The sequence below is a fragment of the Kibdelosporangium aridum genome, assembly GCF_900176515.1.
GTDB lineage: Bacteria > Actinomycetota > Actinomycetes > Mycobacteriales > Pseudonocardiaceae > Kibdelosporangium > Kibdelosporangium aridum.
Genome location: NZ_FWXV01000010.1, coordinates 303755 through 325231 on the forward strand (window position 1 = coordinate 303755; position 21477 = coordinate 325231).

Sequence of the window (21477 nt, forward strand, 5' to 3'; positions counted from 1 at the left end):
TGGCAGCCGGTGTTACCTACTGGGGGTGGTGTCATCGTGTTGACGCTGGTACTGGCCGATTCGGCGCCCGTCGTGCGGGACGGGTCACGTGCCTTGCTGGCGTCACACGGTGACATCGCTGTCCTCGCCGAGGCCTCGGACGGCAGGCAGGCGCTGGCCGAGACGATCAGCCACCGGCCAGACGTGCTGTTGATCGACCTCGACCGGACCGAACTGATGTCCACGTGCCGTGAGGTCCGGCGGAGCGCGCCGAAAACCGGCATTCTGGTCTTCACCGACATGAACGACGACGCCACCGTGGTGGCCGCCGTCCGCGCCGGTGTTCTGGGCTACCTGCCCAAGACCGCGGCCGAGCAGGACCTGGTCCGCGCGGTGCGCAATGTCGCCGCGGGGCAGGCGGTGTTCGGGCCGCATGTGGCCAGCAAGATCACCAAGCTCCTGGACGTGCCGCAGCAGACGGTCTTCGACGAGTTGACGCCGCGGGAACGCGAGATCCTCGAGTTGCTCGTGGTCGGTCTGTCCGTGTCGACCATCGCGCAACGGCTGGCCGTCGCGGCGAAGACCGTCCGCAACCACACGTCAGGGATCTTCACCAAGCTCGGCGTCGCCAGCCGCGAGGAGGCCGTCGTCGTGGCGCGTCGCGCCGGCCTCGACCGCCTGGTGTGCCAGTAACCGGTACCCGATCTGGTCGGCGATGACCAAGGCCGCCTCCGCGTCCCCGCGATCGCCGCGGCTCAACGCCAGGCCGATCAGAGCTTCACATTCCTCGTAACGGGCACCAATCGCCCGTGCGACAGCCAATGCCCGCTCGTACTCCGCGGCCGCCTCGGTCTTGTCGTCCATCGCCAAGTGCGTCGCAGCCAATGCGCTCCGGACCCACGTCTCCGTTCGGCGCTCACCGGTTTCCACGGCCAGCACCAGCGCCGCCCGCGCCTCTTTCATCGCCTCGTCGTAACGGCCATAGCCTCGGTACACGTTGGCAAGATGCGTCCGGGCACGGGCTTCGTCGTTGCGGCCACCCAGGGAAAGGTAGATCCGCAGCGCCTCGGAATCGTCCTTGAGCGCCTCGTCCAATTCCCCCATCAGGTACTGCACGCCGCCCAGGAAGTGCAGTGCGTTGGCTTCGGCGTGCCGCTCCCCCATCGCCCGGCTGAACTCCAGCGCCTGCCGGTAGTACGACTCGGCTTCGGTCAACCGGCCTCGGCATTGCAGGTTGTTGCCAACCCTGATCAGCGCCGGGCCGAGGAGGTGGTGGTGCTCACCCGTTGAGCGCAACAACGCCAGCAGTTCGACGAACTTCGCGTTGGCGCCGTCGAGATCGCCTTGCTGTTCCAGGATCGCGCCCAGGTTGTTGAGCATCGCGGCCTCGCCCGTCAGCCAGCCGATCGACCGGGACCACGTCTGCGAATCGCTGTAGTGCCGCACTGCCTCGGCGTACTGGTTCTGGCTGTAGTAGGCCGTGGCCAGGCTGTTGTGCGCGGCCGCACGGGCCTTGGGGTCGTCTCCCGCCGTGGTCAGGGCATGGCGTGCGACGCCGAACAGGTCGACGATGTGGCCACGGAAGTACAGGTAGCTGCGAACCGTGTCGGCCAGCAGCCAGCTGCGTTTCCCTTCAGCCTGGCGCACGGCTGCGACCAGGTTGGCACGCTCCAAGTCCAACCAGGCCAACGCTGAACCGTGGTCATCGAAACTCTTCGGTGTGCCGCCTTCGATGCGAAGCATGTACGGGTACAAGAGTTCCACGGCAGCTCGTGTTGTGGTCTCGTAGTACTCGTACAACCGATCCAGTGCCGCTTCTCGTTCCGCCAAGCTGTCCTGTTCGGTCGTTCTTTCCCAGGCGTACTGGCGAAGCAGGTCATGGAAGGTGTAGCGGCCCGGCGTGTGTTCTTCGATCAGATGCGCCGCCGCGAGGCGCTCAAGCAGGACGTCGACATCGTCCGCACCGGTCAGCGCCGCTGCCGCGTCGACGGACGCGTCCGGCCCTGGAACGAGTCCCAGCAACCGGAACAGGCGCTGGGCGTCGGGCTTCAACGCGGTGTACGACAGGTCGAACCCCGCCGTCACCGCGGCTTGGCTGTCTCCCTCGATCTGAAGGGCCGCAAGCGGATCGCCCGCTCGCAGCGCGGCGACGTGATCGGCGATGGACCTGTTCGGCCGGACCGCCAGATGCGCCGCGGCGATCCGCAACGCCAACGGCAGGTAGGCGCACGTCACCGCCAATTCCGCTGCCGCGTCGAGATCCTCGTCCACGCGGTCGCCCAACATCTGGCGCAGCAACGCGATCGCTTCCTTCGGCGACAGCACGTCGAGGACCACGCGCTTGGCGCCGTCCATCGCGACCAGCCCGTCGAGCCGGTCGCGGCTGGTGATCACCACGACGCTGCCGGGGCTGACGGGGATGAGCGGCCGGACCTGGTCGGCACTGACCGCGTTGTCCAGCACGACGAGCATTCGCTTGTCCGACAACAATGTCCGGTACATCGCGACGGCTTCGTCCAGCCCGGTCGGCAGCCCGTCCGACGGCACCCCGACCGCGCGGAGGAACTGGTTGAGCACCTGCGCCGGCTGCAGGGGCGGGCCGAGGTCGTAACCACGAAGGTTCACGTGCAGCTGTCCGTCGGGAAAGCGGTCTCTGATGCGATGCGCCCAGTGCACGGCCAAAGCTGTCTTGCCGACACCGGCGGTCCCGTCGATCGCCGTGATCACGACCGCGGCCGGATCCCTGGCGACGAGCGCGTCCAGCTGGTCCAGCGCGGCCGAGCGGCCGGTGAAGTCGGCCAGGTCCGCGGGCAGCTGGGCCGGGCCACGGCGCCGCGGAGTGGCCAGTGCGGGATCGTCACGCAGGATGGCCAGCTCGAGGTCCTGCAGCTCGCGCCCCGGATCGATGCCCAGCTCCCCGGCCAGGTACTGGCGGGTCCGCCTGGCCACGTCCAGTGCCTGCCCGGATTGCCCGCCTCGGTGCAACGCCAGCATCAACTGGCCGACCAGGCGTTCCCTGGCCGGATACGTCTCGGCCAAGGACGCGAGCGAGCTGACCACCGAGTGGTGGCGGCCCAGCCGCAGCAGCGCGTCGAACCGGTCTTCCGTGGCGACCAATTTGGCCTCGGTCAGGCCACCGAACAGGCGCTCGCGGATCTCGTCGGACGCCGTGTCGGCCAACGCGGGCCCTTGCCATTGGCCGAGGGCTTCGTCGAGCACCTCGACCTTGCGGCGGTCGTCCACCGTCGCACGGGCCTGTTCCACCAGGTCGAGGAACCGGTGCGCGTCGATGGTGAGCGGGTCGGCCCGCAGGACGTACCCGCTGCCCTGCGCGGTCAGTTCGGCGTGCCCGGCCAGGATCGACCGCAGCTTCGACACGCAGACCCGGACGGCGTGCTCCGCGGTGCGCGGCGGGGAATCCGGCCACAGCAACGAGATCAGCCGGTCGACCGAAACCGGCCGACCGACTTCCCAAGCCAGCACGGCGAACACCAGCCGCTGCTGCCGGGGCCCGAGTGGTACGGACTGCGCGCCCTGTCTCGCCCGTACTGCCCCCAGCAGCAGGAACTCCACGCCCACCCCCGTGGTGTCGGATCGTCATCTCCAACTTACTCACCGGGGCCCGCACTCAGCACTCACCCAGGTAATGCGTTTGCACCGACGACACACCCCCTTTCCAGCTGGACGGATGCACCGTCGCCGCCGAGCTGCGCTGTCGCGCCCCTGTTCACCAGCAGCACGCCAAGAACAACCCCGACAAGCACGGTCCAGAATGCGAACCTGACCACCGAGGAAAGCGAGCAGTACAGCCTCATCACAGCCTCTTTCCAGCAGAGTAATGAAATGCCTTGAAGGAATTTCCGACGCACTCATATCGTCATCTCTCCGGGTTGGCTGCGACAAGGAGTTTCCGGTTTCCTCAGTTATCTGGAAACCGCTTTGATCCTTTCGGGTGACGCTTGAACAATGGCAGCGACGCGGGCTAACGTCGGTGGATGACCATCCGCGATGAACAGCTCGTCGCTGATTTGAAGGCGCTGCGCAAAGGGCGCGGGATTCTGGCGGGGTCCATCACGGCAAGGGTCGGCGAGGCACTGCGCACGGCCACCGGGACCCACGGCGTCGAGCACGCCGTCGAGGTGCGGCGCAGGGTCGCGGAATGCCTGTGGCGCTGGGCCGGCGAGCTGCCCGACGACCTGCGGATCGCGGTGCGCGCGGCGTTCGCCCTCGACCAGTCCGACCAACTGCCGCTCTACAAGGACCGGGTGCGGTTGGTCGCCGAACGGCTCAACCGGGACGAACGCACCGCGCGGCGCCGGATCGACGAGGGCATCGAGCGGCTGGCCGAAGTGGCCCGTTCCGGCGCGCCGCTGACCGAATTCCCACCGGCCGAGCCGGTTCCCGGCTGGCACACCGAGGAACTGCGCGTCACCCTCGCACTCGACCAGCCGACCCCGGAGGCCTTCGAGTTCCGCCGGATCGTGGCCGACCACGACCGGATCGAGCACGTCGACCTGGCCATCACGCTGACCGCGCCGCTCGGCGCGAACGGCCCGGCGCGCACCGACGACCTGGAGATCGACGTGTTCCACGGCGGGCGGCTGACCGCACGCGAAATGGAGTCCACCGACCGGTTCGGCTTCCGGCTCACCCTGCCCAAACCGTTGCGGCGGCACGAATCGCACCAGATCGGGCTGCGGTTCAAGATCCGTCCCGACCGGACCATGGCACCGCATTACGTGTGCGTGCCCAAACACCGCTGCGCCGAGTTCGACCTGCGCGTGCGGTTCGACGTGCGGCGCCCGCCCGAGCGGATCTGGCGGCTGGTCAACGCCTTCCAGCGGGACGTCGACGACCCGCAACCACGGGGGGAGACCATCCCGCTCGACGCCTCCGGCGAGATCCACACTTCGTTCCACGAGCTCACGCCCGGCCTTGCTTACGGGATCCGCTGGCATCGAACGACAGGAACCGCCGGATCTTGACCGAGGCGGCTCGCCGGAGGCGGTCGACCTGTGTCGCGTCGATGCCCAGCCGACGAGCCGCTTCAGCCACCCCCTCGCCTTTGCGCAGGCCGCGATACGCGGCCCGCTCGGCCGCCGTCAGCCCGATCAGCCTGCCGATTCTGGCCAGTGCCCGTGACTTCAGCTGCCGTGCGCCCGCGTAGCTCTTGTTGGTCAGCCTGGCCAACTCCCTGAGGCCGAGGTCGGGATCACGGGCCAGCGTGAGGATCGCGTGCAGCTGCTCGGCGGTCAGCGCCCGGTCGAGCCGTTCGGCCAGCCACTGTTCCCAGCCGACCGCGTCGGTCAGCGGATGCACCCAGATGTCCGGCGACTCCGGCAGTTCGCTCATCGCCAGCGGCTGGCGGGCGCGGTCTTTGATCATGTCAAGGGCGACGAAGTTGACACAGCGGTCCAGCCAGCCGCGCAACCCCTCGTGCTCGGGCACGACACCGCGCTGGCGCAGCAGCCGTTCGCTCGCGGCCTGGTAGAGATCGTCCCGGTCCAGCGTGTAGCGGCGCGCGTAGCCGTCCACGGTCGCGCGAAACCGCAGGTCCGGCTCCGTGATCACACGCAGCAGGACCTTGTGCCCCGGTTGATCTGTTCGCATGGCCCGTGCCCAGCTCTGGCGAGAGTGCTGCCTCCTGACGCAGAGGATGCCGCACGAACCGGGCGAAAAGCAGACCGATTTCTGGACAGATTCCTGTCAACCCCGCCGGAGAGTTGACACGGTTGTGCGTCGGAATTCACAGACTTGGCGGCTGCCGGCTGCCAGTGTTCAACGGCGACCACCCCATTGGGCACAATTGATCAAGGAGCAGCCATGTACCGTCGGCCCCTTCGCGGGCCAGCCCGGCGTGAATCACGCCGACAGCTTTTTCACCAGCCGGCAGTTCCCCATTTCCACCTTCACTGACCAACTCTCTGGCCGGCTGGGCGTGGCCCCTTGCGAAATCACCCGACGAGGGGTCACGCGATCCCTTCAGCGAATCGGTCAAGCAGGTCCATCCGAAGCACGTCGAAGCTGCACCGGTTGGTACGGACGGCGCCCGCGTCCCGGAAAACCTTCAGTGCCTTGGCGACGGCCTCCCGTGAGGCACCGGCGGCCTCGGCGAGTTCGCTTTGCCGCAGTTTCACCGTCAGACCGCCACGCACGGGCTCGCCGTACTCGCGCGCGTAGTCGACCAGCAACCTCGCCGTCCTCGCCGGGACGTCGTACGCGCCGTTCTCCAGACGGCGCTGCGTCGACTCCCGCAGCCGCCCGACGACCATCTTCAGCAGTTCCACGGTCACACTCGGCGCGGCGAGCATGAACCGGTGGAACTCCGCACTGGTCAACGAGACCCCCTCGACCGCGGTCAACGCGGTGATCGTCGCCGACCGGACGTCGCCGTCGATCGCCGCCACCTCGCCGAGCAGGTCGCCAGGGCCACGGATGGCCATCAGCACCTGCCTGCCGCTCGGCGCGGTCACGCTGACCTTCACGCGGCCGCCGGTCAGCAGCACGACGTGGTCGGACGTCTCGGATTCCCTGATCAGCACCTGGCCGACCGACCAGCGGCGCGGGGTACCCGCCGCGATCAGCCTGCGTTGCCCATCCGCACTCAGCCGCCAGTTCATGGCTCCCTCGCAGAACTCGGTCCTGCTATGTGTACTGCGCGAGCACGGCGTTTTGTGACACCGCGGGTGCTACAGCCAGTGGTTGTCGTGCTCGAGGAAGAAGTCGACCTGCTCCTGCTCGCTCATCTTGGCAAGATCGGGAATGCCCTCGAAGTAGCCTTCCCTTGGCGCGCCCGGGGAGAAGTGCAGCAGCATGGACGCGGGCTTGCCGGACTCGTTGCGGAATCCGTGAATTCCTCCCGCGGGCACGTGCACGAAGTCACCGGGCTCGGTGTCGATCCACTCGGTGCCGTTGAAGATCTTGATCGTCCCGGTGAGGACGTAGAAGGACTCGGTGATCGTCTTGTGGAAGTGCGCACCGGGCCCGCTCGGCTCCGGCCCCATTTCCCAGCGGTACAAACCGAACAAGCCGCCCGTCGACTCGCCGGTGGCGAGGTAGTGCACAGTGTTGCCGTTGGCGTAGGTCCAGTCCGGTTTGCTGCCGTTCGGCCGATAGGTCGCGCTCTTCTCGCCGGTGGTGCCGTGATAGATCGGTTCCGGATATGACATGTACGGAGTCCTTTCCCCAGGTGGTGTCGCGACCTTACCCTGGTAGCCGTGATCACGCATGGTCACCCACATCGCACCGCCGGGTGAATCCTTGCGCTGTAAGCGTTTTCGCCCACTCGATCACTGATAGATTGGCGCCATGGCGTCGACGAACGACTTCGAGAGAAGGTTGATCAGTGTGGAAGAACAGGTCAAAGTGGCCAGAACCGATGCGGCCAAGGCACTCGTGCTCGCACAAGGCGCTGACCGCGACGTCGGCGACTATCAGGAGAAATGGCAGGCCCAGACTAAACTGATCCAGGCGATCCGCGAAACCCAGTCCGAGCACAGCAAGACCCTGCAGGACCACGGCAAACGGCTCGACTCGCTCGAGGCGAAGGTGGACAACGGCTTCGCGAGGATGGACGAGAACTTCGCGAGGATAGACCAAAGATTCGCGGGGATGGACGAGAACTTCGCAAGCATAGACCAAAGATTCGCGGGGATCGACGAGAACTTCGCAAGCATAGACAAGAGGTTCTCGGCGATCGACGAGAACTTCGCGAAGGTAGATGAGAACTTCGCCAAGGTCGAAGAACAGTTCGCCATCCAAGCCAAGGGCCAGGCAAAGATCACCGCGTTGCTCGACCAGATCATCGACAAGGGCAAATGATCACTTCAACCACCGTGGACACTCGCCACGGCGCCGTGCGCGGCGCCGTGGCGGGCGGTGTCCTGACGTTCAAGGGCATTCCGTATGCCGCGCCACCCGTCGGGCCGAACCGGTTCCGGCCGCCGCAGCCTGTCGAGCCATGGGCAGGGATTCGCGACGCCACGAACTTCGGCCCCACCGCGCCGAAAGCTCCGTACACCCCACCTCTGAACGCGTTGATCCACGAGGTGGACATTCCCGGGGACGACTACCTGAACCTGAACGTGTACACACCGGACACGAGCGCACGACTGCCTGTCATGGTGTGGATTCACGGCGGCGCGTTCGTCAACGGCTCCGGATCCGCGTATGAGGCAACGGCATTCGCCAGAGACGGCGTGGTGGCTGTGACCATCAACTACCGCCTCGGCGCGGACGGATTCCTTTACCACCCGGGCAATGCCAACCGTGGGCTGCTCGACCAGATCGCCGCGTTGGAGTGGGTGCGCGACAACATCGCGGTATTCGGCGGGGATCCTGACCAAGTCACTGTGTTCGGTGAGTCAGCGGGTGCGATGTCCGTCGGTGCGCTGCTGACAATGCCCAAAGCCAGTGGGCTTTTCCAGCGCGCGATCCTGCAGAGCGGCGCTCTGCACCACGCGATCTCCCCGGCAAGCGCTGAGCTCGTCAAAGCCCGACTTGCCGCGAAGCTCGGCACGGACGACTTCGCCGCGGTTCCGGTCAGCGAGCTTGTTGTTGCCCAGCAACAACTTCGAGCGGAGGTGTCGGCAAACCCTGACCCCGCGATGTGGGGTGAAGTGGCCACGACCATGATTCCGTTCAGCCCGGTCATCGACGGCGACACGATTCCTGGCGGCTACTTCAACTCCGATGTGGACATCCTGGTAGGCAGCAACGCCGACGAGTTCCGGCTTTATTTGGTGCCGACCGGGCTGATGGATCACGTCACCGACGAGCTTTTGATCGCTAACGCGCGGCGTTTCGGTCTCGACCCGGACCAGGTGCGGTCCGTGTACCAGGGCACTCCGGGTGAGAAGCTCGCGCAGCTGATGACCGACTTGCATTTCCGGGTCCCAGCGATCCGGCTGGCCGAGACCGCGAAGACCGCGTACATGTACGAATTCGCGTGGCAGGCCGGGACTTTCGGCGGCAAGCTCGGCGCATGTCACGCGGCAGAGATCCCGTTTGTCTTCGATGTCCTTGAGGACAACCCGTTCGAGGCTTTGCTGGGTACGGACCTGCCGCAGCATCTAGCGGACAGCATGCACGCGGCGTGGGTCTCGTTCGCCACCAACGGAAATCCCGGTTGGTTCAAGTACGACACCGGAAACCGCAGCACGATGCGGTTCGACTTCACCTCGGAAGTCGTCCTCGATCCACGACCGGCCGAACGAGCACTCTGGGAGGGAATCCGTTAGGCGGACTGGCGTACCACCAGGATCGGTTCGAAGATCACCGACCGGATCGGCGTATCGACCCGGTCGATCTGCCTGAGCAACTGGCGTGCCATCTCCGCGGCCATGTCCTCGACCGGCTGCCGGACCGTGGTCAACGGCGGATCGCAACTGAGCGCGGCGCTGCTGTCGTCAAACCCGACGACAGCGATGTCGTCGGGCACACGACGCCCATGCTTGCGCAATACGGGCAAAGCGCCTTCCGCCATCAAGTCCGAGGCGATGAACACGCCGTCCACATCGGGATACTCGGCGATCAGCTGTTCCATCGCGGCCGCACCGCTTTCACGCGTGAAATTCCCTTCCACGGAAACGACATCCGGCTGCCCCAGCTGAGCCATCGCGTCCCGGAAACCAGCGAGCCGATCATGCCCGGGCGGCCGGTCAAGCGAACCCGTGATCGTGGCAACCCGTTCGCAGCCGCGAGCAACGAGGTGCTCGGCTGCGAGCGCACCGCCCGCAGTCTGGTTCACGTCGACGTACGTGATGGGTATCGGCTCAGCCGGACGCGCGGACAGCACTACGGGTTGACGGCTCTGCAGAAGCAAGCTCGGCAACGGATCAGCCTGATACGTGTGCACCAGGATCACGCCGTCCAGCCGCCCCTGCCGCAGGTCCGCGACAACCTGATCGCCGGTGTCCGCACTGGTCATCATCAAAACCAGATGCACACCGATCGGCCGTAGCACAGTGGACACCCCGCGCACGATCCGCGTGAAGAACGGGTCGCCGACGATTCTGCTCTCGCTGGGCAACACCAGCGCGATGGCGTCCGCCCGCCGGGTCACCAACGACCGGGCCGCCAGGTTCGGCAGGTACCCCGTGCTGGAGATGGCTCGTTCGACCGTCTGCCTGATGCTCTCGTCCACGCTGGTCACACCGTTGACCACACGGGAAACGGTTGCCCTCGACACCCCGGCGACTCGGGCGACTTCCTCAAGCGTGACGCGCTTCTGGTGTCGTGACACCGATTCTTTATACCGGTACAACCGCGCCGAGCCGTTGGGTGAATCCGATTCGGTCCGTTTCCATCCGCCTGGCCAATGCCCTCGTTGGTTCATCCGACACCGCCTGTGCCGCCGACCGGACGACCGTGATCGACTCGTCAAGATGCGCTCGGAGCAACTTCGCGAACAGCGCGTCGAATCCCGGCCCGGAGGCCTCGAGCGCGGAGATTTCCTCATCGGTCGGCATCCCGGGCATGTCGTGTCCCTTGTGGTTGTTCACGTATTCGAGCGCAGCGGCCTTCAGCAACCCGTGCAGCTCAACGACTTCAGCGCGTCGCGCGGCACCGATGTCGTTCGCGAGTTGCTTCAGGGCAGGCTGCACCGCCTGTTTCGTCCCCACGTCGAGCAGCTTCACCGCCTGCTCGTCGGTCGCGATCGCCAGTTCGACGAACGCCCGCTCGGTCAGTCCGAAAGGGGTGGACCGGCCGGTCCCGGACGCAGGGGGTTCCGGGACCGGGCCAGTCACCTGTCCGCCGCAGCCCGCCAGGACGAGCAGCAGCAGGACGCATCGGATGATCACGGTCATCCGTGGTTGCCGTTGTGATCACACTTGATCACGACGTTGAGGCAGTTGCGAACGCGGCGTTCCATCTCGGCGACGGGCCAGACGTTGAAGAAGTCGCCGTGATACGTGTAGCCGGACCCGGACGACAGCCGGAACGTGCTCGGGTCGCCGTTCACCGGGTAGCGGATGACGAAGCGCAGCTTGGGAACCGAGACCGGGTGCGTGGACGGGCAGCCACCGGCAACCGGGTATGCCATGTGGCTCTTGTGGTCGGCTGAGTCGAGATCCCGGCCGTTCCAGCACTGCGGGAAGTCCAAATAGGTCTCCAGCTGCGTGCCGGCCGGGCAGTTCACGAAGTTCTTCGACGGCGGCACATGCCCGGCGTGCAGGCACGACCACCGCGCGATGCTGTCGCTGTCACCGGTGGCCTTGGCGTTGCCCGCGACGATCTTGAGCCCGAACGGCGTCGGCTTGATGTCCTGCGGCCGGTTCACGCCCTCGCCGAGGTAGTAGAACGTGACGATGCTCGGCTGGATCGCGGTTTGTCCCTTGTAGAGCGTCGGGACCCAGTAGGACGAGATGTCCGGCGCCGGGTTGCAGTTCCCGGTGGCACCGTTGAGGCTGTTGACGTCGGAGTTGGCGTTGGTGGAGTGGTTGCCGAAGAAGTCGTGCGAGTGCGACGCACCCGCGAGCCTCGGCAGCACAATGGGGTCGTCCGGCAGCCGGTGGCTGAGCGGACATTCAGCGAGGAACTCGGCAACGCGCACCGGCTCCGCGTCCGCGCGGTCCGGCACGCCGCTGAGCCCACCAGTCAGCAGGGCGCCGACAGCGGCGACGATCAGGCTCAGTCTCGTACTGATCCGCCAGCGGTTCATTGTCTTCTTCATTGAAGATGAACTCCCTCTCCTGTCGGAGTGACGGGTGAGAGCGCTCTCGCGTATTTGAGCATGACGCTGGTCACAGGAAGTCGTCAACCTAAACGATCCAGAGACACAGCGAAGTTAGGCCACTCGCCGTAGCAGGCAGGACTGAAAGGGCTATCCCGCCTACCGGTCCATACCGGTTCAGAGAGCGCTCTCTCACTGCCGTGTCCACCTTTCCAGCACCATGAAATGCACACTCCGACACCCCGAAGGCACCACGTTGCCTTGCCTGGGAGATTTCGGTGTGCCGGAACGGTGCAGACATGGTGCCGCAATGGTGGACATGGGGTGCTGGAAAGGCGGACACGCGTTGGGGTGCGCCTTGACAGCGCGCAGGCTGCGGCTGCACTCTCTTGGTTCGGGAGAGCGCTCTCGCACAGTTTCCCCTGCACCCGTAATTCCGACCTGCCGCGGATCGTGCATGGCGCAAAGGAGCACGCATGCAGAAACGGCTGTTATCTCTTGGGTTGGTCGCAGTCATCGCGATTGCCCTCGTGCAAGCGCTCAGCGGCACGGCATCCGCTGCCGGTCCGCTGATTTCCCAGAACAAGCCGGTGACGGCTTCCTCATCCGAGAGCGCGGCGTTCCCACCGTCCGCCACGGTTGACGGCAACGCCGGCACGCGGTGGTCCAGTCAGTTCTCCGATCCACAGTGGATTCAGGTCGACCTCGGCGCCAGTGCCGCCGTCGACCAGGTCATCTTGAACTGGGAAGCCGCGTATGCCAGGGCTTTCCAGGTCCAGACCTCCGAGAACGGCAGCGCTTGGACCACGATCTACACCACCACGTCCAGCACCGGCGGCATTCAGACGCTGCCGATCACTGGCACTGGCCGCTATGTTCGGCTCAACCTCACCGCGCGGGCCACGCAGTGGGGTTATTCGCTGTGGGAGTTCCAGGTCTTCGGGACGACCGGTTCCGGTCCAGGACCGAACGACGGCCTTCTCTCCTACAACAAGCCTGCGACGGCGTCGAGCCATCAGGACGACGGCATGTGCGCGGTCTGCACGCCGGCCAAGGTCACTGACTTCGATCCGGCCACCCGCTGGGCGACCAGTGCGACAACGGGATGGGTCGACCCGGGCTGGATCACCATCGACCTCGGGGCCGCTGCCAACGTCAGCAAAGTTGTCCTGCAATGGGATCCGGCGTACGCCGTGAGCTACCAGATCCAAGTCTCGGACGACAATTCCACGTGGCGTTCGATCTACTCGACCACGGCTGGCAAGGGCTTCAAGGAAACCCTCACCGTCTCCGGCACGGGCCGCTACGTCCGGATGTACGGCACCCAGAGGTCCAACGGCTACGGCTATTCCCTGTGGGAGTTCCAGGTTTACGGCACCGGCGGCAACCCGACGCCTCCGCCACCGCTCCCACCCGCGCCGAACTTCACCAGGCTGGCGTGGAGTGACGAGTTCAACGGTCCGGCCAACTCCATCCCGGACCCGGCCAAGTGGACTCCGGAGATCGGTCCCGGCGTGAACAACGAACTGCAGTACTACACCAACAACGAGAACGCCCGGATGGACGGCACCGGCAACCTGCAGATCCAGGTCCGCAGACAGGCCACGCCCGGCTCGGCGTGCCCGCCCGATCCGATCAGCGGCAGCACGACCTGCCAGTACACGTCCGGCAGGCTCAACTCGTACAACAAGTTCCAATTCACCTACGGCCGTGTTGAAGCACGCGTCAAGGTCTCCAGCAGCCAAGGCCTGTGGCCTGCGTTCTGGATGCTCGGGTCGAACTTCTTCTCCACTCGCACGCCGTGGCCCAACTGCGGCGAGATCGACATCATGGAGCACGTCGGCCGCGAGCTGAACGCCGTCTACTCGACCCTGCACGCGCCGGCGTACTTCGGTGCCGGTGGGTACGGTCAGCGGCTCGACCTCGGCCAGCGGGTGGACGCCGCGTTCCACACGTTCGCCGTCGAGTGGGACTCCAGCCACATGACGTTCTTCGTCGACGGGCGGTCGTTCTTCACGGTCGACCGCACACAGCTTGAGCTGACGCGGGGGCCGTGGGTGTACGACCACGACCACTTCCTCATCCTCAACAGCGCGATCGGCGGTGACTTCCCTGGTCCGCCAGGTGCGGGCACCGTCCTGCCGCAGAACATGCTGGTCGACTACGTGCGCGTCTACCGGTAGGGAACTTGGAACGACCGGGCGGTGTACCCACACTGCCCGGTCTTTCTACGTTCAGGGGTCCGCTCATGCGACTACTCGCTCTGTTAGCCGTCATCGTCACGACGTTCCTGGTCTCGCCGTCCGTCGCGCTGGCCGGTGGGCCGACCAGCGTGATCATCACTTCGCCGGCCGAGGAGAAGGCTGCCGCCCTGTACACCTCGCAGGCAGACTACGGCCACCTCATGAGTCTCCTTGGCAACAACCCGGTCGCGGATCCGCAAGCGCCCGACGTGGCAGGCGGGCCTGGGTCTCGCACGGTCAGGCTGACCTGGCTGATCCACGACGTGCACGTCTGGCGGGTGGACCACGTCTTCCTCGATCTCCCGGACGGGGTGTGGATCGAGACCACCATGGCCGCAGGCGAAGACGGCCTGAAACTCGACCGGCCTGGCGTGGTGCATCGCCCGGCTGACCAGCACACGTTGCGCAAGTTGCTGTACAGCGTGCTCAACCCGGCACCAGAGGCGACCGCCCAGGTCCGGACCGCGGCATCCGCACCACCACCGCCAGCCGCCGAGGGCATCCAGTGGACATCGCTGCTGATCGGTGCCGTGTGCGGGGTGGTCATTGTGCTCGCGGGCCGTGTGGTGTTCGGGATGATGCGTCGCCGTTCTGCATGACCGGCGCGCAGCCGCCCTGGCGTTCCGGACGGACATGGGGGTACGTCAGGTCGGCTGTTCCCTTGTACGCATAGGGATCCTTACCCGCGATGAGCTCGATGTCGCGATGGTCAAGCATGCCCATCGCCTCGTCACCGCTTGGCGAGAACCACGGCAGCAACGACGAGGCGCTCATGTAGTGGTTCACCAACGCCCGCCGCATGCCCGCGCGGCCGTTGTTGGGCAGGGAACGGTGCAGCAGGTAGCCGTTGAAGATCAGTGCCGAGCCTGCGGGGAGTTCGACTGGGATGGCGTCGTCGTCGGTGAAACCGTACGCCTCCATCGTGCAGTCGAAGCGGACGTCCTCCTGGTCGCGCACGGGATAGAGCACGCCGCTGCGGTGCGATCCGGGCAGCACCCAGAGGCAGCCGTTGTCGACCGTCGCGTTGTCCAGAGCGATCCACGCCGCGGTCAGCGACCGATCACGGGTCGGGATGTGTGCCTCGTCCTGGTGCCATGCCTGGCCGGGTTTGCCCTCCGACTTGATGAACAGCATCGACTGCATCATCTTCACGTCCGGCCCGATCATCGACGTCAGCGCGGACACCACGGCCGGATGTCTGGCGACCTGCCGGAACAGCTCGGACACCTTGTGCGGGAAGTGGATGCACAGGATGTCCCGCAACGCTGTGCCCGACATGACGTCCTGGCAGATCGCGGTCGTCTCAGCGAGCACTCGCTCGAGCAGATCGGCATCCAGCACATCCGGCACGACCATGTATCCCTGATCCATGCGGTCATCCTGAGCCGAGCACGCGGATCTGTGGAATGCTCAGAACGAGCTGGCACTTGTCTGAATGTGCACAGGAGGCCGCGGTGCCCGTCGCCGACTACCCCGCGGGTGCCCGGCTGCCGACACGGGTGATCGAGGACTTCGAGTTCGTCTGGATGCTGCGCGGCCGAGCGACTTTCCGCAGTACGAACCGCGACATCGTGCTGACTCCCGATGTCCTTCTGCTGGTTCCGCCGGGCGTGGAACACTCTTTCGACTGGGACACTAAGCGTCCTTCGCGGCATGGGTATGTCCACTTTGATCGGCCGGATCTCGACAAACGCGTGCGCATCCAGCCGATGCGAGACCCTTTGAGGGGCCTCTGCGGGTATCTGCTCAGCGAGGAACGTGCGATCGACCAGACCATCGACTTCATGCTCACGGTGATCCACTTCGGCTCCCCGGAACCAGACCGCAGGATCCCGGGGCCGGTCCGGCTTGCCATCGAGTACCTGCGGGAACACTGGGCGACCATGCCGTTGCGCAGAATCAGCGTCGCTGAACTGGCAGCCGCGGCGCATGTGTCACGCGGCTACCTCAACCGGTTGTTCCAGCGCACGTTCGACTTGAGCGCAGCCACTGCGCTGGAACACATCCGATGCGCACGAGCGGAGATTCTATTGGTGCGCACTGATCTGACTGCCGAGGCGATCGCCAAACAGTGCGGTTTCGCCGATGTCAGTCACTTCTCACACCGATTCACCCTGGTACACGGCGTTTCGCCAAGCGTGTACCGTGCGCATCCGGTGTCGTCAGTGCTGGATCACCCTGGGTTACGCGGGCTCAACCGGCTCATAGTCGAGGCCGTCTGAGACCTGGTGGTGCTGTGTGCCGCACTCGGGGCACTTGAGGTTCTCGTCGAGACGGGCCGCGCATCGGCAGACCCAGCCCTTCTGCACACCCGGGTTGCCGACGATGAACGCGTGCGCGGGAACATCCCGCGTGACAACAGATCCCGCGCCGACAAAGGCATTGCGGCCGATGGTCGTCCCGCAGACAACGACAACTCCAGCACCGAGCGTCGCGCCGTCACAGACCCTTGTGGACAGCAGTTGGTCGCTGCCGAGCTTCTGGTGCGCACGCGGCCGCATGTCGTTGGTGAACACGACGTTCGGCCCGAGGAAGACGTTGTCCTCACACGTGACACCGTTGAACACCAGCACGTTGTTCTTCACGGTCACGTTGTCGCCGAGCACAACTTGGCTCTCCACGAAGGCACCATCACAGATGTTGCAGTCACGGCCGATCTTCGCGCCTTCCAGCACGTGCGCGAACGCCCAGACGCGGGTGCCTACACCCACGTCCGTGCTCTCACAGAGGCCCTTGGGGTGTACGAACGTCATGCCAACGCTCCAATCAGGACTTCGGCCACCCGCTCCTGCTGCGCCCGGGTGATACCCGGGAAGATCGGCAGGCTGAGGATCTCACCGGCGAGCAGTTCGGCGTTCGGGAACGTCTCTCCGGTCGCGAACGGTTCAGTTTTGTGAATCGGTGTCGGGTAGTGGATTGCCGCGCCGACACCGTTTGCGCGCATCTCGTCGTGCACCCGGTTGCGCTCCGGCACCCGGATCACGTACAGGTGCCAGACATGCGAGTTGCCTGGGAGGACCTGCGGTAGCCGCACACCGGCGACTCCGCTGAGCAGAGTCGAGTAGTAGTCGGCCGCGGCGGCTCGTTGGGCGTTCCAGACGGCCAGCCTGCGGAGCTTGGCTTGCAAGACCACGGCTTGCAAGGTGTCCAGACGGCTGTTGAACCCCAGTGCACTGTGGACGTACTTCTCAGCCGATCCGTGCTGGCTCAACAACCGCACCTTCTCGGCCAAGGCCGAATCATTGGTCGTCACCGCACCCGCGTCGCCGTACGCACCAAGGTTCTTGCCGGGGTAAAAGCTGGTCGCGGCGATGTCACCGACGAAGTTCAAGCCGTTCCGCGTCGCGCCCTGCGACTGCGCCGCGTCCTCGACGATGGCGATCCCCTGGTCCCGTAACTCCTCGACAGGAGCCAGCTGGCCGTACAGGTGGACCGGCAGGACAGCCTTGGTACGCGAGGTGATCGCGGCCAGCGCGGCCTTGGTGTCGATCAGGAAGCTGTCCGGGTCGCAGTCCACAAACATCGGTGTCGCGCCTGCCCTGGCGACAGCTTCGGCGGTCGCGATGAACGAGTTCGTCGGCAGGATGCACTCGTCACCCTGTCCGACGCCGACGGCGCGCAATGCCAGTTCCAAGGCATCGGTGCCGTTGGCGACGCCGACGCAGTGCGCCACGTTGGAGAAGGTCGCGTACTCCTGCTCGAACTCCGCGACCTGCGGGCCGCCGACGAAGGCGGTCTTGCTGAACACCACGTCCCAGCCCGCGGCCACCTCGGCGGCGACCTCGGCGTGTTGCAGTGACAGGTCGACTGGCGGGATCATCGAATCCTCCTGGCAGGCACCCCGGCCCATACCTCGTTGTCCGGCACGTTCTCGAGCACCACGGCGCCCATCCCGACCAGCGCACCCGCACCGACCGAAAGTCCTTCTCGCACCAGGGCTCCACTGCCCAGGTAGGCCGTCTCCCCCACCGAGACGTTGCCTGCCAATGCGACTCGGGCGGCGAACGTCACGTACGAGGAAACCTTGTCATCATGGGTGATCGTGACGTGGGGCATGATCACCGCGTGTTCGCCGATCTCCTGCGGCGCTGTCACCGCGACGAACGCGAGCACGATCGAGCCCGCGCCGACAACAGTCCCGCTCGCGATGCTCGCCGTCGGGTGCACGATCGTCGCATAGCGCTCGGCAGGAAGCGCCAAGCGCTCGGCGATCCGCTTGCGCACAGCCCGATCCGACGATCTCGCGGCGCAAAGGACGATCTGCGCGTCCGGGTAGTCGGCGATCAGGTCGGTCGGCCCGAGCACCGCGACTCCGTCGATTGCCTGGCCGTGCAGTGCCGGATTGTCGTCGACGAACCCCAGAACCTTCCAGGAGTCCCTTGCCGCGGCCAAGGTCTCCCTGGCCAGACCGCCCGCACCGACCAGGATCAGCTCGTTCATCGGACGATCTCGGCGAGTGCGGTGACCACGGTGTCCTGTTCGGCCTCGGTCATCTGGTGGAACAGGGGAAGGATCACCGACCTCGCGGTCAGGTGTTCGGTGACGGGCAGGTCCACACCGGAGTACGCGGGCTCAAGGTGCGCGGCCATGATGCCGCGCCGCGCTGAAACACCGCGCGCCAGCAAACCTTCGAGCACATCGACAACCGTGCCCGGGTAAGAATCAGGCAAAACCACCCAGAACGACTGGTAGTTCGTGGTCCCGTAGTCCGGATCGCCGACCCAGCGCAGGCCGTCGATCTCGGCCAGCAGCTTGTGGTACCGCTCAGCCAGCTCCCGGCGCCGCGCGATCACACTCGGCAGTTTCGCCAGCTGTACCAAGCCGATCGCGGCCTGGATGTCGGTCATCCGGAAGTTGAACCCGACCTCGTCGTACGACTCCAGCTTCACACCCGAGGACGCGTGCCGGTCTGCGGCGGACACGCTCATCCCGTGTTCCCGCAGCCGCCGCAGTCGCGCTGCCCTGTCCGAATCGGACGTGGTCAGCATGCCGCCTTCACCGGTGGTGAGCAGCTTGCGCGGGTGAAATGACCATGCTGCAAGCGAAGCACTCGCACTGACCGGCTTGCCTCGATACGTCGACCCTGCGGCACAAGCAGAGTCATGCACCAGTGCAAGGGAATGCTTCGAGCACACCGCGTCGAGGGCGTCCACGTCGAATGGAACGCCACCCTGGTGCACACCGATCACAGCGACCGTCTTCGGGGTCAGCACGGCCTCGATCGTGTCCGGCGTGAGGTTCCCAGTCACCGGATCGACGTCCGCGAAAACAGGTGTAGCACCGACATATCGGGCCGCGTTGGCCGTCGCGATGAACGAGAACGACGGCACCACAACCTCATCACCCGGGCCGACGCCCAAGAGGTGCAATGCCAGGTGCAATGCAGTGGTGCAGGACGAGACCGCCACACCCTCGGCGGCACCTGCCTGCTCGGCGAACGCCTTCTCGAATTCAGCCACACGCGGCCCTTGTGCGACCCAACCGGACCGCACAGCTTCCGCCGCGGCTTGAGCTTCCTCTTCACCAAGCCAAGGCCGGATGACCGGGATCGTCATCGCTGCGCCTGCCACCACGAAACGAGCGACGCCAGGCCGTCTTCCAGGCCAATGGCCGGCTTCCAGCCCAGGTCCCGTTCCGCGGCACTGATGTCGGCGAGCCTGCGGGTGACCGCGTTGACCGACCGGGCCGGGCCGAATTCCAGCTCGGCGGTCGAGCCCATCACCTTCTGCAACGCCTCGGCCAGCTCAAGCAGCGAAGTCTCAGTGGCCGTGGCGATGTTGTACACCGTGTCGGTGACATCGGCCTGTGCCGCAAGGATGTTCGCCCGCGCGATGTCCTCGACGTGCACGAAGTCCATGGTCTGCTTGCCATCGCCGAGCACGAGCGGCGGCTCGCCAGCCTCGATGCGTTCCATCCAGCGGATCAGTACTTCGGTGTACTTGCCGTGCGCGTCCATCCGCGGGCCGTACACGTTGAAGTAGCGCAGGGCCACGTAGTCCAGGTCGTGCATGGCCTTGAAGCTGCGCAACATGCCTTCGTTGAAGGCTTTCGCGGCACCGTAGAAGGTGTCGTTGTGGTACGGGTGGTGCGTTTCCTTGGTGGGGAACTCGTCCGCGAGGCCGTACACCGAAGCCGACGAGGACGCCACAACCTTGCGCACCCCGGCGGCGACCGCGGCCTCGATTACGTTGAAAGTACCGTCCACCAGCACTTCCAGCGCGACTCGCGGCTCAGCGGCACACCGCGTGATGCGCAGCGCGGCAAGGTGGAACACAACATCCTTGCCCTCGCTGAGTTTGTGCATCAGCGCGACGTCTCGGATGTCGCCTTCGACCAGCTCGACCTTGTCCGGCGCCCGATCCAGCGCGGTCTTCAGATTGGCCAACGTGCCGCGGGACAGGTCGTCGACCACGACCACCTGGCTGGCACCGGCATCCAGCGCCTGGTCGACCACGTGCGAACCGATCGTGCCCGCGCCGCCGGTGACCAGGATCCTGGTGTCGGTCAGCTGCATCAGAACGTTCCTCCATTCACCGGCACGAACGTGCCGCCAGCGGCGTAGCTGGCCGACGCGGCTTCCAGTTGGGCAAGCACACGAAGGCCGGACCGCCCGTCGGTGAGCGGTGCACGCCCTTCGATGATCGCCGCTGCGAACTCCGCCATTACGCCCCGCAGCGCCTCACCTGTGGGCAAAGCGGGCGCGACCATGTCGCCGATGCGGTAGGAAACGCGCTTGGCCTCGGGATTCTCCGACCAGTCGACGCCGCGGTTGTACACCGCGAGCGGCTGCGTCGGGTCGAGGTCGTTCCACACCGCGGTGTGCTTGGACCCGCCGACGATCATCGTCCTGATCTTGGTCGGCGACAACCAGTTGACGTGTGCGTGCGCGATGGCACCGTTGGACAGCTGCACAGAGATGTACGCGACACAAGCTTTGCCGGTGTGCATCGGGTCGGAGCCGTGCGCGGCAACCGCGACCGGGGTGACGCCGGGCGGGAGAATGGAGTCCAGGATGGACAGATCGTGCGGCGCGAGGTCCCACAAAACGTCGATATCGGGCTGGACCAGGCCGAGGTTGATGCGAACGGAGTCGATGTACTGGATGTCGCCCAGCTCGCCGTCGTGCACCAGTCGGCGTAATCGTTGCACCACAGGGGTGTAGCAGAAGGTGTGGTCGAGCATCAGCACGAGACCGCGTTCGGCGGCGGCGTTGACCAGTTTCAGGCCGTCCTCGTACGAGGAAGCCAGCGGCTTTTCCACCAGCACGTGCTTGCCGGCTTCGAGCGCCGCGAGCGCGACGTCCAGATGCGTGGCGGCGGGTGTGGCCACCGCGACGGCCTGAATGTCCGGATCCGCAAGGGTTTCGGAAAGTGATTCGGTCGCGCGTACCGTGCTGTACCGCCCCAGCACCTCCCGTGCGCGCGTGACGTTCAGGTCACACAGCGTCTTGAGATGCAGCTGCGGGGTCGCCTGGATGTTTCGCACCAGATTCGGGCCCCAGTAGCCCGCTCCGATGACGGCCACACCAACCATCGAGATCCTCTCCAGGTTCTCCCGCACGGGTGGGGAGCTACCTTCCGA

At 65.7% G+C, this 21477-nt stretch carries 21 protein-coding genes; 7 read left to right on the forward strand and 14 right to left on the reverse strand.

Annotation, left to right across the window (positions count from 1 at the left end):
- Positions 1 to 36 precede the first annotated feature (36 nt).
- On the forward strand, positions 37 to 672 hold the full coding sequence (locus B9C43_RS42035; RefSeq protein WP_051894927.1) for a LuxR C-terminal-related transcriptional regulator: 636 nt from the start codon (positions 37 to 39) through the stop codon (positions 670 to 672).
- On the opposite strand, the gene B9C43_RS42040 is transcribed toward B9C43_RS42035, so the two are convergent.
- The gene (locus B9C43_RS42040) at positions 580 to 3552 is read right to left on the reverse strand and encodes an AfsR/SARP family transcriptional regulator (RefSeq protein ID WP_160097070.1); all 2973 of its coding nucleotides are present in this window, start codon (positions 3550 to 3552) and stop codon (positions 580 to 582) included. The genes B9C43_RS42035 and B9C43_RS42040 overlap by 93 nt on opposite strands.
- Positions 3553 to 3974: 422 nt before the next feature.
- Between B9C43_RS42040 and B9C43_RS42050 the strand changes: the two genes are divergently transcribed.
- Positions 3975 to 4964, forward strand: coding sequence for a hypothetical protein (locus B9C43_RS42050; protein ID WP_235039165.1), 990 nt, complete (start codon positions 3975 to 3977; stop codon positions 4962 to 4964).
- On the opposite strand, the gene B9C43_RS42055 is transcribed toward B9C43_RS42050, so the two are convergent.
- The 3 genes from B9C43_RS42055 to B9C43_RS42065 all read right to left on the reverse strand — a co-directional run bounded on the left by B9C43_RS42055 (position 4903) and on the right by B9C43_RS42065 (position 7148).
- Positions 4903 to 5589: an RNA polymerase sigma factor gene (locus B9C43_RS42055; protein WP_084432995.1), complete on the reverse strand. Its 687-nt coding sequence runs from the start codon at positions 5587 to 5589 to the stop codon at positions 4903 to 4905. The two genes, B9C43_RS42050 and B9C43_RS42055, sit on opposite strands and share 62 nt — an antisense overlap.
- A gap of 359 nt (positions 5590 to 5948) precedes the next feature.
- Positions 5949 to 6599, reverse strand: a complete 651-nt coding sequence (locus B9C43_RS42060; RefSeq protein WP_033380864.1) for a Crp/Fnr family transcriptional regulator — start codon at positions 6597 to 6599, stop codon at positions 5949 to 5951.
- 69 nt (positions 6600 to 6668) lie between these two features.
- Complete coding sequence (locus B9C43_RS42065; RefSeq protein WP_084433133.1) at positions 6669 to 7148, reverse strand: cupin domain-containing protein; 480 nt, start codon at positions 7146 to 7148, stop codon at positions 6669 to 6671.
- A gap of 139 nt (positions 7149 to 7287) precedes the next feature.
- Between B9C43_RS42065 and B9C43_RS42070 the strand changes: the two genes are divergently transcribed.
- Positions 7288 to 7800, forward strand: coding sequence for a hypothetical protein (locus B9C43_RS42070; RefSeq protein WP_084432996.1), 513 nt, complete (start codon positions 7288 to 7290; stop codon positions 7798 to 7800).
- Positions 7797 to 9218: a carboxylesterase/lipase family protein gene (locus B9C43_RS42075; RefSeq protein ID WP_084432997.1), complete on the forward strand. Its 1422-nt coding sequence runs from the start codon at positions 7797 to 7799 to the stop codon at positions 9216 to 9218. The genes B9C43_RS42070 and B9C43_RS42075 overlap by 4 nt, the downstream gene beginning before the upstream one ends.
- On the opposite strand, the gene B9C43_RS42080 is transcribed toward B9C43_RS42075, so the two are convergent.
- The 3 genes from B9C43_RS42080 to B9C43_RS42090 are packed head-to-tail and all read right to left on the reverse strand — an operon-like array spanning position 9215 to position 11653.
- Entirely contained in the window at positions 9215 to 10222 is a 1008-nt protein-coding gene (locus B9C43_RS42080) for a LacI family DNA-binding transcriptional regulator (RefSeq protein WP_033380866.1), read from the reverse strand. The two genes, B9C43_RS42075 and B9C43_RS42080, sit on opposite strands and share 4 nt — an antisense overlap.
- Before the next feature lie 7 nt (positions 10223 to 10229).
- Positions 10230 to 10787 carry a DUF305 domain-containing protein gene (locus tag B9C43_RS42085; RefSeq protein ID WP_051894931.1) on the reverse strand — a complete coding sequence of 186 codons (558 nt, stop codon included), beginning with the start codon at positions 10785 to 10787 and terminating at the stop codon, positions 10230 to 10232.
- Positions 10784 to 11653 (reverse strand): DUF1996 domain-containing protein, encoded by an 870-nt coding sequence (locus tag B9C43_RS42090; protein WP_033380867.1) that lies wholly within the window; start codon positions 11651 to 11653, stop codon positions 10784 to 10786. Before B9C43_RS42090 ends, B9C43_RS42085 begins: the two co-directional genes overlap by 4 nt.
- 476 nt (positions 11654 to 12129) lie before the next feature.
- Here B9C43_RS42090 and B9C43_RS42095 point away from each other — a divergent pair, with 476 nt between their 5' ends.
- Positions 12130 to 13836 carry a discoidin domain-containing protein gene (locus B9C43_RS42095; protein ID WP_084432999.1) on the forward strand — a complete coding sequence of 569 codons (1707 nt, stop codon included), beginning with the start codon at positions 12130 to 12132 and terminating at the stop codon, positions 13834 to 13836.
- A 65-nt stretch (positions 13837 to 13901) separates the two neighbouring features.
- Positions 13902 to 14495 (forward strand): hypothetical protein, encoded by a 594-nt coding sequence (locus tag B9C43_RS42100; RefSeq protein ID WP_084433000.1) that lies wholly within the window; start codon positions 13902 to 13904, stop codon positions 14493 to 14495.
- Here B9C43_RS42100 and B9C43_RS42105 read toward each other — a convergent pair.
- Positions 14440 to 15267 carry a phytanoyl-CoA dioxygenase family protein gene (locus tag B9C43_RS42105; protein ID WP_084433001.1) on the reverse strand — a complete coding sequence of 276 codons (828 nt, stop codon included), beginning with the start codon at positions 15265 to 15267 and terminating at the stop codon, positions 14440 to 14442. The two genes, B9C43_RS42100 and B9C43_RS42105, sit on opposite strands and share 56 nt — an antisense overlap.
- An 83-nt stretch (positions 15268 to 15350) precedes the next feature.
- On the opposite strand from B9C43_RS42105, the gene B9C43_RS42110 reads away from it, so the two are divergent.
- Entirely contained in the window at positions 15351 to 16118 is a 768-nt protein-coding gene (locus B9C43_RS42110; RefSeq protein WP_160097072.1) for an AraC family transcriptional regulator, read from the forward strand.
- Here the strand turns inward: B9C43_RS42110 and B9C43_RS42115 are convergent.
- Genes B9C43_RS42115 through B9C43_RS42140 form a run of 6 tightly spaced genes read right to left on the reverse strand, consistent with a single transcriptional unit; the run spans position 16080 to position 21456 of the window.
- Positions 16080 to 16649 carry an acyltransferase gene (locus B9C43_RS42115; protein ID WP_084433003.1) on the reverse strand — a complete coding sequence of 190 codons (570 nt, stop codon included), beginning with the start codon at positions 16647 to 16649 and terminating at the stop codon, positions 16080 to 16082. The genes B9C43_RS42110 and B9C43_RS42115 overlap by 39 nt on opposite strands.
- Positions 16646 to 17716 (reverse strand): DegT/DnrJ/EryC1/StrS family aminotransferase, encoded by a 1071-nt coding sequence (locus B9C43_RS42120; RefSeq protein WP_084433004.1) that lies wholly within the window; start codon positions 17714 to 17716, stop codon positions 16646 to 16648. Before B9C43_RS42120 ends, B9C43_RS42115 begins: the two co-directional genes overlap by 4 nt.
- Positions 17713 to 18336 carry an acetyltransferase gene (locus B9C43_RS42125; protein ID WP_084433005.1) on the reverse strand — a complete coding sequence of 208 codons (624 nt, stop codon included), beginning with the start codon at positions 18334 to 18336 and terminating at the stop codon, positions 17713 to 17715. Before B9C43_RS42125 ends, B9C43_RS42120 begins: the two co-directional genes overlap by 4 nt.
- Entirely contained in the window at positions 18333 to 19451 is a 1119-nt protein-coding gene (locus tag B9C43_RS42130) for a DegT/DnrJ/EryC1/StrS family aminotransferase (RefSeq protein ID WP_084433134.1), read from the reverse strand. The genes B9C43_RS42125 and B9C43_RS42130 overlap by 4 nt, the downstream gene beginning before the upstream one ends.
- Positions 19448 to 20410 carry an NAD-dependent epimerase/dehydratase family protein gene (locus B9C43_RS42135; protein WP_084433006.1) on the reverse strand — a complete coding sequence of 321 codons (963 nt, stop codon included), beginning with the start codon at positions 20408 to 20410 and terminating at the stop codon, positions 19448 to 19450. Before B9C43_RS42135 ends, B9C43_RS42130 begins: the two co-directional genes overlap by 4 nt.
- On the reverse strand, positions 20410 to 21456 hold the full coding sequence (locus B9C43_RS42140) for a Gfo/Idh/MocA family protein (RefSeq protein WP_235039166.1): 1047 nt from the start codon (positions 21454 to 21456) through the stop codon (positions 20410 to 20412). Before B9C43_RS42140 ends, B9C43_RS42135 begins: the two co-directional genes overlap by 1 nt.
- Between the last annotated feature and the right edge of the window lie 21 nt (positions 21457 to 21477).